This is a genomic window from Mycobacterium appelbergii (assembly GCF_032883035.1).
In the GTDB taxonomy this organism is placed as follows: domain Bacteria; phylum Actinomycetota; class Actinomycetes; order Mycobacteriales; family Mycobacteriaceae; genus Mycobacterium; species Mycobacterium appelbergii.
Window position 1 is genome coordinate 545,189 of the sequence record NZ_JAMQTH010000003.1, and the last position, 12,263, is coordinate 557,451.

Genomic DNA, 12,263 nt, shown 5'->3' on the forward strand with positions numbered 1-12,263 from the left:
TTGACCATGACCGGGAGATAGTCCCTCCAAGCCAGGAAATTGTGGCACTCAAAGGTAGGACAATCAACCAATAACAGCCTATTCTGCCTACGCAGTGACTGTGCGTCCGACCCGCCCATACCTCCCGACAAGGAGACCGCGATGCCAGAAGGCCACGAGCAACTGAGCGACGACGAGAAGCACCTCGCGAAGCTCGGATACGTCCAGGAGTTGCAGCGGTCCTGGTCGGGGTTCTCCAATTTCGCCATCTCGTTCTCGATCATCTCCATCCTGGCCGGTTGCTTCACCTCGTTCGGGCTGGGCTGGAACAACGGCGGTCCCGCTGCCATCGCGTGGGGCTGGCCCATCGTCTCGGTGTTCATCCTGATGATCGGCCTCTGCCTCTCCGAATTGGTGTCGGCATTTCCGACCTCAGGTGGCATCTACTGGTGGGCAAGTAAACTCGGTGGCGCAAAGGCCGGCTACTACACCGGCTGGCTCAATCTGATCGGGCTGGTCGCCATCCTGGCCTCGGTGTCCTACGGGTGCGCCACCTTCCTCGACCTGACCTTGGGCACGTTCAGTGAAGGCTGGCTGGCCGGCTACAGCCTGACGCGCACCTTCATCATGTTCGTGATCATCCTGGCCGCATCGGCGACCATCAACATCTTCTCGTCACACCTGTTGGCGATCATCAACAACGTTTCGGTGTGGTGGCACGTGGCAGGCGCGACGGCGGTGATCGCGATCCTGTGGCTGATCCCCGAGCAGCACGCCAGCTTCGGTGAGGTGTTCGCCCGCACCATCAACAACAGCGGCATGATGGGCGGCGCGACCTCCGGCTGGGGCTGGCTACTGTTCGTGCTGCCGATCTCGGCGATCCTCACGCAGTACACGATCACCGGCTACGACGCGTCGGCGCACCTGTCCGAGGAAACCAAGAGCGCGGCCAACGCTGCGGCCAAAGGCATCTGGCAGTCCATCTTCTACTCCGCCATCGGCGGCTGGATCCTGCTGCTGTCGTTCCTGTTCGCCGTCCAGGATGCCGACGAGGTATCGGCAGGCGGCGGCGCCGTCGCGGTCATCTTCAGCCAGGCCCTCGACGCCAAGTGGGTGGTGGTCGTCCTGTTCATCTCCACCGCGGGCCAGTTCTTCTGCACGACCGCCTGCCAGACCAGTGCCTCCCGGATGCTGTACGCGTTCAGCCGCGACCGCGCGGTCCCGGGCCACCAGCTATGGTCGAAGGTCAGCTCCAAGCGCGTGCCTGCCAACGGCGTCGTCGTCACCGCGGTTGTCGCGGCGCTCATCACACTGCCCGCACTCGTCGAGGTCGACATCAACGGGGCACCCGTCCCGGTGGCGTTCTTCGCGGTGGTCTCGATCGGCGTCGTCGGGCTGTACCTGTGCTTCGCGGTGCCGATCTACTACCGGTGGAAGGCCGGGGACTCGTTCGAGGCGGGCAGCTGGAATCTGGGTAGGCACTACCGCTGGATGGCCCCCATCGCGCTGGTGGAGATCGTCCTGACCTCGATCATCGCGATGTTCCCGACGTCGCTGGGCGGGATGCCGTGGGACCCCAGCTTCGAGTGGAAGTACGTCAACTACACACCGCTGCTCGTCGGCGGTGTACTGGTGCTGCTGTTCGTCTACTGGCAGGTGTCGGTGAAGCACTGGTTCACCGGTCCGATCAAGCAGATCGATGCGGGCGAGGAGCTCGAAGGGGTGGCCTGACCTCCCGGCGACACGCCGCCGGGAGACACCCGGGCACAAGCCTTGTAGGGTCGAATTGATGTGTGGAGCCACGGGCGAGGTGCGTCTCGATGGCCGGTCACCCGATGTTTCAGCGGTGACGGCCATGGCGGAGGCGATGTCGCCCAGAGGTCCCGACGCGGCCGGAGTGTGGTCGCAGGGTCGGGTAGCTCTGGGCCACCGGCGCTTGAAAATCATTGACCTGACCGAAGCCGGCGCACAGCCGATGATCGACTCCGAACTGGGGTTGAGTGTCTGCTGGAACGGCTGCATCTACAACTATCAGGATCTGCGGCGGGAGCTGGCCGGGCATGGCTACCGGTTCTTCTCGCACAGTGACACCGAGGTGCTGCTCAAGGCCTACCACCATTGGGGCGATCGATTCGTCGAGCACCTCAAGGGCATGTTCGCATTCGCGATCGTCGAACGCGACAGCGGCAGGGTGTTGCTGGGACGCGACCGGCTGGGCATCAAACCGCTGTACCTGACCGAGGATGCGCACCGGATCCGCTTCGCCTCCTCCCTGCCTGCCCTGCTTGCCGGTGGCGGCGTGGATACCAGCATCGACCCGGTCGCCCTGAACCACTACCTGAGCTTCCACTCGGTGGTGCCGCCACCACTGACGATTCTGCGTGGCGTAAAGAAAGTCCCGCCCGCGTCGATCGTCGCCATCGAACCCGACGGCAGCCGGCGAACCACCGTCTACTGGTCACCGGACTTCAGCCGGCGGGCCGATCGAGCCGACTGGTCCGAACAGGACTGGGAGGACGCGGTGCTGGAATCGCTGCGACTGGCCGTCGAGCGGCGACTGGTCGCTGATGTCCCGGTCGGCTGCCTGCTCTCCGGCGGGGTCGATTCCAGCCTGATCGTCGGTCTGCTCGCCGAGGCCGGCCAGCACGGACTGGCCACCTTCTCAATCGGTTTCGAGTCGGTCGGTGGTGTGGCCGGAGACGAGTTCAAGTACTCCGACATCATCGCCGAGCACTTCGACACCGATCACCATCAGATCCGCATCGGGACCGACCGCATGCTGCCCGCGCTCAGCGACGCGATCGCCGCCATGAGCGAGCCGATGGTCAGCCACGACTGTGTGGCCTTCTATCTGCTCAGCCAGGAGGTGGCCAAGCACGTCAAGGTGGTGCAGTCCGGGCAGGGCGCCGACGAGGTGTTCGCGGGGTATCACTGGTATCCGCCGATGGCCGAGCCCGGCGCGGCAACGCTGGACGGTGCGGTGGCCAGCTACCGGGGCGCCTTCTTCGACCGCGACAGCACCGGGGTCCGCGCCCTGATCAGCGATGCCTACTGGGCCGAAGCCGATCCCAGCGGCGCGTTCCTCACCGAGCATTTTGCGGCTACTGGTGCACAGACCGGCGTGGACCGGGCGCTGCGCCTGGACACCACGGTCATGCTGGTCGACGATCCGGTCAAACGGGTCGACAACATGACCATGGCGTGGGGCCTGGAAGGCCGCGTTCCGTTCCTGGACCACGAACTCGTCGAACTGGCGGCCACGTGCCCACCGGAACTCAAAATCGCGTACGGCGGCAAGGGTGTGCTCAAGCAAGCGGCGCGCCGCGTGATCCCGGCGGCCGTCATCGACCGTCCGAAGGGTTACTTCCCGGTGCCGGCTCTGACCCATCTCGAGGGGCCATACCTCGAGATGGTCAGGGACGCGCTGTACGCACCGGAAGCCAAGGAGCGCGGCCTGTTTCGTCCCGAGGCCGTCGACCGCCTGCTCGCCGATCCGAACGGCAGGCTCACCCCGTTACGCGGTAACGAACTGTGGCAGATCGCGCTGCTCGAGTTGTGGTTGCAGCGCCACGGCGTGACGGGGGCCGCGGTGTGACCAGCCTCGACCCCGACTCGGCGAAACCTCAGGCACCTCACCTGAGCGCCGACCATCCGGAGGCCATGACGCTGAGCCTGCACGACGCCTCGCCTCAGCACCTGGTCGATGCGATGGCTGACGATGTGGTGCTGGAACTGGGTTGGGGTCGTTTGATTTTCGGGCAGACGTTCGCCGACCCCGAAAAGCTGGCCGAGGCGCTGCAACACGAAGGCCTGGGCCGTCGGGACATCTGCATCTATGCCCGTGAGTCCCATGTGCTGATCGCCCGCTCCCCCGCGGAGTTGTTCATCGACCCCAGCCACACCTACCGGCTGCGGTTCGCAGACGATTTGAATCCGGCCGAACCGATCGGCTTCACCGTGCGGAGTCTGCAATCCTCGGACGACGCCGACGAGATGAACCGGCTCTACGTGCGGTGCGGGATGGTGCCCGCCCCGGTCGAGGTCATCTGGGAAAACCACACCAGCAACCCGGCGGTGCAGTATCTGGTCGCGGTACGCGACGACGACGGCACCGTGATGGGGACGGTGACCGGCGTCGACCACCAGCGGCTGTTCAACGATCCGGAGAACGGGTCGAGCCTGTGGTCACTGGCCGTGGACCCGACGGCCGGGCTGCCCGGTGTCGGCGATGCATTGACCCGGACGCTGGCCCAGACGTTCCGGGACCGCGGCCGGGCCTACATGGACCTTTCGGTCGCCCATGACAACACCGCCGCGATCGCGCTGTACGAGAAGCTCGGCTTCCACCGGGTGCCCGTGCTGGCGGTCAAACGCAAGAACGCGATCAACGAGCCGCTTTTCACCCACCCGCCGGAAACGGTCGATGATCTCAACCCGTATGCACGGATCATCGCCGACGAAGCGATCCGCCGCGGCATCTGGGTGGAGGTGCTCGACGCCGAGACCGGCGAGATCCGGTTGTCGCACGGTGGCCGCAGCGTCGTCACGCGCGAGTCCCTGTCCGAATACACCTCGGCGGTGGCGATGGCCCGGTGCGACGACAAGCGGTTGACCCGCCGCATCGTGTCGGAGGCCGGCATCAAGGTGCCGCGTGGGCGGCTGGCCACGTTCGACGACGCCGACCGCGCGTTTCTGGCCGACGTCGGCGAAGTGGTGGTGAAACCGACGCGTGGCGAGCAGGGCAAGGGCATCACCGTCGGTATCGACAACCCGGAGGACCTCGAGGCGGCGCTGGCCAGGGCGCGCGTTCAGCACCCCGAAGTGCTCATCGAACAGCGTGCCCCCGGCGACGATCTACGGCTGGTGGTGATCGACGGCAAGGTGGTCGCGGCTGCGATCCGCAGGCCCGCCGAGATCATCGGCACCGGTGTGCACACCGTGCGTGAACTGATCGAGAGGCAGAGCCGCAGGCGGGCCGCCGCGACGGGCGGTGAGTCCACCATCCCGATGGATGACGTCACCACGGCGACGGTGGCCGAGGCGGGGCACACCTTCGACGACATTCTTCCGGAGGGTGTGCATCTGCGGGTACGGCGCACCGCCAACCTGCATCAGGGCGGCACCATTCACGACGTCACCGCCGAGGTGAATCCCGAACTGTGCCGTGTTGCGGTGATGGCGGCCGAAGCCATCGGCATCCCGGTCACCGGGATCGACCTGCTGGTGCCGGACGTCACCGGCCGCGAGTACGTTTTCGTCGAGGCCAACGAGCGCCCCGGGTTGGCGAATCACGAGCCACAGCCCACCGCGGCGGCCTTCGTCGATTTCCTGTTTCCGGGTCAGCCCGGACTACCCCAGGCCTGGACCCCGGAAGAACAACAGACGCAGCAGTAGGGCTTACCAGGTACTGGTGCGCAGCACGATCTCGGCGGCGAACTGCGCCGTCGACTCCTGCGCGTTGCGGCGACCCAGCATCTCCACCAGACGGAAGTCGCCGTAGACGTACCGTTGGCTGGCCTTGGCCACCGCCCGGGTGGCGGGGGTGCTGACCAGGGCGGTGGTGTTCATCTCCACCGGCGGGCAGGTGTCGTCGCGGACCACCCCGGTGAGGTCGGCCACGCAGGGGTGGCCGCGGTCGACCACTACCAGTCCGATGAACCGGTCCAGTCGGGTCGCCGCCAGCTCCCAGGCCAACTCACCACCGAGCCGGTCGCCGACGAGCAGCGCCCACTTGATGTCCAGCACATCGAGGATTCCGACCACCGACTTCGCGGTCAGCCGCGGGTCGGGTCCGATGACGACGGTTCGCAGGGACGCGGTGTGCAACCGATGACATACCGCCTCATACGCCGCGGGCCCGTGATGGCCGGCGCTGAGCAACACCACCGTGGAGCCCCTCTCCGGTCCGGCGACGTCGACGGGCACCGCGAAGCCGTCGATCGTCATCACGCTGGATTGCATTCGGACAACCTACCGTCCCGATTCGACGAGCGGGGGAAATCCCGCGGTCCTTGACGTTGACGTCAACGTAGTTCCAGGCGGTCGGTCTGCATGTCGAACGTGTCCAGAAACGTCTGCGGCAACGTGGCTTTGACGGGAATCGACGGGTTTGCCGCGGGGAATGCGATGCCGAATACCGCCCACCCGTCGATATTCGCGAAGGCGAAGTAGACGTGCTCTTCAGCCCCGCTCAACCGCATTGTCTGTTGGTAGGCCAACGTCGAGGAGTTTCGGGTGGGCAGCTTGGTGGTGGTCATCGGGATGCCCGGGTCCGATGGATCAAAGTAGGTGCGGAACTCTGCGCACCGTTCGGCGGTCGCCTCGAGTTGGTCCAGCCGCAGCGGCGAGGACAGGACCGTCAGCACCATGCGCGCGCCGTCATAGGTGGCGACGAATTGTGCGGCGCTGCCGGGACCACGCTCGGCCGATCGGGCGATCACCCGGGTCAGCCCGTCCGAACAGCCCTCCGGCGAGGACAGCATGGCCGGAGGTCCGCCCGCACCGTCGGGGCGTCCCGGATCATCGCTGACGCGGTCGTATTGCACGCCCGCGGGAAAGTCGGCGGCGGTGAGCACGACCTTGTCCAGGGTGGCGCCGGGCCAGGTCGCCTGCCCGGACACCACGGCGTCGCACGCGGTCGCAGTCAACAGCACGATGACAAGCACTGCCTGCGCAGATACCCGCCCGATCATGGGTCAAGGTTACCCAGTTGACGACGACAGGGTCAGGATGTCGGCGCCGTCATCGGTGACCACCAGGGTGTGCTCGAACTGTGCGGTCCATTTGCGGTCGGTGGTGGCCACGGTCCAGCCGTCGTCCCAGATCTCGTAGTCCAGCGACCCGAGATTGATCATGGGCTCGATGGTGAACGTCATCCCGGGTTCGAGCACCGTCTCCACGGCAGGCTGGTCGTAGTGCAGCACCACCAGACCATTGTGGAAGGTGGTGCCGATCCCGTGACCGGTGAAGTCACGAACCACGTTGTAGCCGAACCGGTTTGCGTACGACTCGATGACCCGACCGACGACCGACAGTGCCCGGCCCGGCTTGACCGCCTTGATGGCGCGCATGGTCGCCTCGTGGGTCCGCTCCACCAGCAGCCGATGCTCCTCGGACACATCGCCGGCGAGGAAGGTCGCGTTGGTGTCGCCGTGCACCCCGTCGATGTAGGCGGTGACATCGATATTGACGATGTCACCGTCTTCCACGACGGTCGAGTCGGGGATGCCGTGGCAGATGACCTCGTTGAGCGACGTGCAGCAGGATTTGGGAAAGTCCTTGTAGCCCAACGTCGATGGGTATGCGCCGTGGTCGACCATGAACTCGTGGGCGATGCGGTCCAGTTCGTCGGTGGTGACGCCGGGAGCGACGGCTTTGCCCGCCTCTTCCAGCGCACCGGCGGCGATGCGGCCCGCCACCCGCATCTTCTCGATCACCTCGGGGGTCTGCACCCAGGGTTCGCTGCCCTCCTGCACGGTCGGTTGCCACGCGTACTCGGGTCGAGGGATCGATTTGGGCACCGAGAGGGTCGGCGAGAGCACGCCGGGGCGAAGGGCGGTACGAACGGACATAGCAGCAAGGATAACGACGAGAATGACAATCTCTCACAGCGAGAACGGTGCTAACTTATTAGCCATGCTCAGCGAATCGGTCCCGATGCAGACCACGCCCGGCCACCTGCTCGGTCAGATGGGCTTCCGGGACGTGCTGGAAAACGACGAGATGCTGATCGTCGAGATGGACAACCGACCCGACCTGACCAATACGCGCGGGGCCCTGCAGGGCGGCCTGGTCGCGACCCTGATCGACATCGCGGCCGGGCGCCTGGCCGGCCGTCATGTCGAGCCCGGCCAGGACGTCACCACGGCGGACATGAACGTCCACTACCTCGCACCGGTCGTGTCGGGACCCGCCAGGGCGGTGGCCACCGTCGTGCGGGCGGGACGGCGGTTGATCGTGACCTCGGTCGAGGTCACCGACACCGGACGCGATCGCCTCGCGGCGTGCGCGACACTGAGTTTCGCTGTTCTGGATCGACGCTGACCTCGCTACCCTCATCCCATGAGCGACGAGGTCGACGAAGAATTCGCCACCACCTTCGCCGGTCGGTTCGCCGACACCTGGCGCACCCCTGACCTGTCAAAACACGTTGCGCTGTGGAGCGACGACATCGTGCTGATCCAGCCGATGATGGGCACGCTGCGCGGCAAGCAGGCCTGCCGTGCATCGTTTCACCGGTTGTTCTCGCTGATTCCCGACCTGCACGCCGATGTGCACCGCGTCGCCCACGGCCGCCACGAGGTGTTCATCGAATTCACGTTGAGCGGAACCTACGGCGGCAAACCGATCGCGTGGGATGCCGTCGACCGGTTCACCTTCGCCGACGGTCTGATCGCCGAACGGGTTTCCTACTTCGACGCCACTCCCCTGGCACTCACGCTGCTCAGACGTCCGCGGGGTTGGTCTCGCCTGATCCGCACCGGGGCTCAACTCTTCAAGCGTTAATGCGAGCGGCTGAACCAGGCCTTGCGCGGACCGCGGATTTCGACTGAACCGCACACCACCCGCCCGGTCAGGATGACGTGCGGGGTGCCGTCTGCCGGCGCGTCACGACGGTGGTCGCGGGCACTGCCGACGATCACCTCCACATCGTCGATCGAGGCGCTGGCGCCCTCGGGCAGCCGGATGTCCACCGAACCGAATTTGATGTCGAGTTCGACGACCACGATGGGGCCGCCGAACCGGGCCCGCGTGAGATCGAGGTCCACCGATCCCATCCGGCGCACCAGCGCCAGCCGGGTCGGCACCGTCCATTCACCGTGGCGCTTCAGCGATCCGAGCACGCCACGCAACTCGACCCGGTCGGCAGCCGAGGTGACGATCGCACCGGGCCCCGGCAGATCTCCGACCAGAGCTTCGAGGTCGGGCTGTAACCGCGCCCGCGACACCAGCGCCGAACGCTCCTCGAACTCGGCGATATCGATCAGCCCGAGCGCGACGGCGTTGTGCAGCCGCCGCAACGTCCCGTTACGGTCGGCATCCGAGATCCGCAACTCCACCGATTGCTCATTGGTCCCCGTCATGGCGTGTCCCAGGTTACCGCTAGCCGCTACCGCAGGTAACGCACCGCGTCACGCCAGGTAGTCGGGCGGAAGGCTGTCGAACATCGCTTTGCACATCCGCACGGCGTACTCCGAACTACCGCCCCCGACGATCAGCGCCGCGAACGCCAGGTCCCCGCGGTAACCGGCGAACCAGGAATGCGATCCGCCCTCGAATTCGGCCTCGCCCGTCTTCCCGCGGACGTCCCCGATCCCGTTGAGTTCCTTGGCGGTGCCGTTGGTGACCACCAACCGCATCATGGGCCGAAGCCCGTCGATCATCTTCGGGCTGATGGGCGCACCCGCATTGTCGACGACGGTCTCGTGTCCCTCGATGAGTTGCGGCACCGGGGTTTTGCCCGCCGCCACGGTCGCGGCCGCCATCGCCATGCCGAACGGGCTGACCAGCACCTTGCCCTGACCGAACCCGTCCTCTGTGCGTTCGGCGAGGTTCACCGTGGGAGGCACCGAACCGGTCACCGTGCCGATGCCCGCGACGTGATAGTCGGGCCCGATGCCGTACCGGGCGGCGGCCTTGGTCAGGCCCCGCGGCGGCATCCGGCTGGCCAACTCGGCGAAGGTGGTGTTGCACGAGTTCGCGAAGGCCCTGGACATCGGCACCGTGCCGAGGTCGAATCCGCCGTAGTTGGGCACGGTGCGGTGGCCGATGTCCAGATGCCCGGGGCAGCCGAGCAGGGTGTTCGGGGTAGCCATGTCGCGCTCGATGGCAGCACCCGCGGTGATGATCTTGAAGGTCGATCCCGGCGGATAGAGCCCCATGGTGGCGACCGGCCCGTCGGCATTGGCGGCGGCGTTCTGCGCGACGGCCAGGATTTCACCGGTCGACGGTTTGATCGCGACGATCATCGCCTTCTTGCCGGTGATGTTGACGGCGTTCTGCGCGGCGTTCTGCACGGAGCGGTCCAGGCTGATGGTGATCGAGGGTGCGGGATCGCCCGGGACCTCGTTGAGCACGTCGACGTCGACACCGTTCTGGTTGACCGTGACCACCCGCCAGCCGGCCTCGCCGTCGAGCTCGTCGATCACAGCCTTCTTGACTTCGTTGACGATCGCGGGGGCGAAAGTGTCGTCGGTGGGCAGCAATTCCGCTTGCGGTGTGACGACCACGCCGTCAAGCTGTGCGATCGCGGGGGCGACCCGATCGTGGTCGGACTGGCGCAGTGTGATCAGGCTCAGCGGCTGTGCCGAAGAGCTGGCCAGTTCGGCCAGGCGTTGTGCGTCCATCGTGGGATCGAACGGTCGCAGCGCATCGGCGACCGCCCGTGCGGTGATCATCAGGCGCGCACCGGCGGACCTGGCGTCCAGCGCGTAGTGATAGAGCCTGCCCGGCACCAGGACGTCGCTGCCGCCCCGTTCGTTGACCGACGCCCGTCGCGGCGGATCGGCACGCAGCGCGAACGTCTGGTGCTCGCCCAGCCGGGGATGCAGTCCGGTGGCACTCCACCGCACCTCCCAACGGCCTTCGTCGCGAATCATGTTCAGCTGACCGTCGTAGGTCCAGGTGCGGTTCTTCGGCAGGTGCCAGGTGTAGCGGTAGGCCACGCTGCCGGTGTCCTCGGAGTACTTCGAACCCAGGATCTGCGCGTCGAGTCTGGTGGCCTGCAGTCCCGCCCACGCCTCGCTCAGGGCCGTTTTGGCGTCCTCGGGGCGGTCGGAGAGTTCTGCCGCCGCCGCGGTGTCCCCGGTGGCCATCGCGGCAAAGAACATCTCGGCCGCCGGTTCGGGCCCGTTGGGCCGAGGCGTGCAGCCGCTCAGCGCCACCGCGCCCAGAACCGTCACGACCGTGAGGAACCCGGCGACTCGTGTTGCTGATGATGTTGTGGTTGCCATTGGGGCTGATGTTAAGAACGTTGGAGCCTGATTCGTCGGAGGCGCACCGAGACCGAACCGAGACTCCGGCGATATCTATCTGTTGAGCATCACAGTCCCAGCCCGCGCAACAGGACTTCGAGTCCACCTCGGAACTCCTCGCGCGGATCGATACCGCGCGCCAGCGTGGCGGCCTGCGACAGCAGTGGATACCGTTCGGCAGCCAATTGGGCGAGCTCGTGGGTTCCCGCACCACCCAACGCGCCGAACCGTTGCACCTCGAGCGCACCGAAAACGTAGGCCAGCAGCGCCCGGAACGCGTACACGCGCCGTCTGCCGGTGCAGCCCGCGTCGGTCAGCACGCCCAGCACCGCTTCTCCCCACCGCAGCGACGTTGGCGCGCGATGCCGGTGGGCCAGCAACAGGGGCATCGCCGCGGGATGCTGCTCGGCGGCGTCGCGCACCCGTTCGGCCAGCACCGTGAGCCGGTGCGCCGCCGAGCCACGGGGTACCTCGAGATCCACCCCGCCGAGCAGCAGATCCACCAACATCACCTCGAGTTCGTCGCGGTCGGCGACATAGCGGTACACCGACATCGTCGCGATCCCGAGCTGACGCGCGACCGTGCGCATCGACAGCCCCGCGAGGCCGTCCGCATCGACCACCGCCAGTGCGGCAGCCGCAACCTGATCCTGACTGAACGAACGTGGGCGTGGCACGCCGTTAGCGTACAGCGTACGGTTATGGCATCGATCGTATGCGCACATCGCACGCCGACAAGGAGTCACGATGGCCCGACCGCCCGTACCGAGCACTGTCACCAGAACCGAATTCGTCAGTGTCACCGGACAACACATTCAGGTACCGGATCCCCAGCACCTCGTGCACCTGCAGTTCCGCCGATTCGCCGGCTGCCCCATCTGCAATCTACATCTGCAGTCTTTCGTCGCCCGTCACGATGAGATCACGGCCGCGGGCATTCGTGAAGTGGTCTTCTTCCACTCGCCGGCAGCCGAATTGGCCGAGCACACAGCGGATCTCCCGTTCGCCACGGTGGCCGACCCGGACAAGGAGACCTATCGACGCTTCGGCGTGGAAGCCGGGGCGCGGGCGCTACTCGACCCGCGGAGCTGGCCGGCGATCATCCGTGGCAGCTCCCTCACGTTGCGCGGTCGCTTCCGCGCCCCCGCCGCTAGGCAGACCGGCGGGCGGCTCGGCCTTCCCGCTGACTTTCTGATCGGTCCGGACGGGACGGTGCTGGCCGCGAAGTACGGCACGCACGCCGACGACCAGTGGTCGGTCGACGAGATGTTGGCATACGCGAGCGAATGATCCGGTTCTGGCCTCGGGTCT

The 12,263-nt window shown here is 66.4% G+C and carries 12 protein-coding genes; 6 read left to right on the forward strand and 6 right to left on the reverse strand.

All coding sequences use genetic code 11. The annotated features are described in order from the left end of the window. Positions 1–141: 141 nt before the first annotated feature. The 3 genes from M1247_RS09975 to ngg all read left to right on the forward strand — a co-directional run bounded on the left by M1247_RS09975 (position 142) and on the right by ngg (position 5,373). Positions 142–1,710: an amino acid permease gene (locus tag M1247_RS09975; RefSeq protein WP_317156111.1), complete on the forward strand. Its 1,569-nt coding sequence runs from the start codon at positions 142–144 to the stop codon at positions 1,708–1,710. 58 nt (positions 1,711–1,768) lie between these two features. After that, the gene (locus M1247_RS09980) at positions 1,769–3,574 is read left to right on the forward strand and encodes an N-acetylglutaminylglutamine amidotransferase (protein WP_317156112.1); all 1,806 of its coding nucleotides are present in this window, start codon (positions 1,769–1,771) and stop codon (positions 3,572–3,574) included. A 65-nt stretch (positions 3,575–3,639) separates the two neighbouring features. After that, the gene (gene ngg / locus M1247_RS09985; RefSeq protein WP_317156194.1) at positions 3,640–5,373 is read left to right on the forward strand and encodes an N-acetylglutaminylglutamine synthetase; all 1,734 of its coding nucleotides are present in this window, start codon (positions 3,640–3,642) and stop codon (positions 5,371–5,373) included. A gap of 3 nt (positions 5,374–5,376) precedes the next feature. On the opposite strand, the gene M1247_RS09990 is transcribed toward ngg, so the two are convergent. The 3 genes from M1247_RS09990 to map all read right to left on the reverse strand — a co-directional run bounded on the left by M1247_RS09990 (position 5,377) and on the right by map (position 7,550). After that, a complete protein-coding gene (locus tag M1247_RS09990) occupies positions 5,377–5,940 on the reverse strand; it encodes an alpha/beta fold hydrolase (RefSeq protein ID WP_317156113.1) in 564 nt (187 codons plus the stop codon). Positions 5,941–6,002: 62 nt separating this feature from the next. Next, positions 6,003–6,671 carry a hypothetical protein gene (locus tag M1247_RS09995; protein WP_317156114.1) on the reverse strand — a complete coding sequence of 223 codons (669 nt, stop codon included), beginning with the start codon at positions 6,669–6,671 and terminating at the stop codon, positions 6,003–6,005. 9 nt (positions 6,672–6,680) lie between these two features. After that, positions 6,681–7,550 carry a type I methionyl aminopeptidase gene (gene map / locus M1247_RS10000; RefSeq protein WP_317156115.1) on the reverse strand — a complete coding sequence of 290 codons (870 nt, stop codon included), beginning with the start codon at positions 7,548–7,550 and terminating at the stop codon, positions 6,681–6,683. An 85-nt stretch (positions 7,551–7,635) separates the two neighbouring features. On the opposite strand from map, the gene M1247_RS10005 reads away from it, so the two are divergent. Next, positions 7,636–8,022, forward strand: coding sequence for a PaaI family thioesterase (locus M1247_RS10005; RefSeq protein ID WP_317156195.1), 387 nt, complete (start codon positions 7,636–7,638; stop codon positions 8,020–8,022). Between the two features lie 18 nt (positions 8,023–8,040). Continuing rightward, positions 8,041–8,484, forward strand: coding sequence for a nuclear transport factor 2 family protein (locus tag M1247_RS10010; RefSeq protein WP_317156116.1), 444 nt, complete (start codon positions 8,041–8,043; stop codon positions 8,482–8,484). Here M1247_RS10010 and M1247_RS10015 read toward each other — a convergent pair. The 3 genes from M1247_RS10015 to M1247_RS10025 all read right to left on the reverse strand — a co-directional run bounded on the left by M1247_RS10015 (position 8,481) and on the right by M1247_RS10025 (position 11,629). Then, positions 8,481–9,062, reverse strand: a complete 582-nt coding sequence (locus tag M1247_RS10015; protein ID WP_317156117.1) for a DUF1707 SHOCT-like domain-containing protein — start codon at positions 9,060–9,062, stop codon at positions 8,481–8,483. The genes M1247_RS10010 and M1247_RS10015 overlap by 4 nt on opposite strands. Positions 9,063–9,110: 48 nt before the next feature. Next, positions 9,111–10,931, reverse strand: a complete 1,821-nt coding sequence (locus tag M1247_RS10020; protein WP_317156118.1) for a penicillin-binding transpeptidase domain-containing protein — start codon at positions 10,929–10,931, stop codon at positions 9,111–9,113. An 89-nt stretch (positions 10,932–11,020) separates the two neighbouring features. Then, complete coding sequence (locus M1247_RS10025) at positions 11,021–11,629, reverse strand: TetR/AcrR family transcriptional regulator (protein WP_317156119.1); 609 nt, start codon at positions 11,627–11,629, stop codon at positions 11,021–11,023. Between the two features lie 70 nt (positions 11,630–11,699). Between M1247_RS10025 and M1247_RS10030 the strand changes: the two genes are divergently transcribed. Then, a complete protein-coding gene (locus tag M1247_RS10030; RefSeq protein WP_317156120.1) occupies positions 11,700–12,242 on the forward strand; it encodes a peroxiredoxin-like family protein in 543 nt (180 codons plus the stop codon). Positions 12,243–12,263 lie beyond the last annotated feature (21 nt).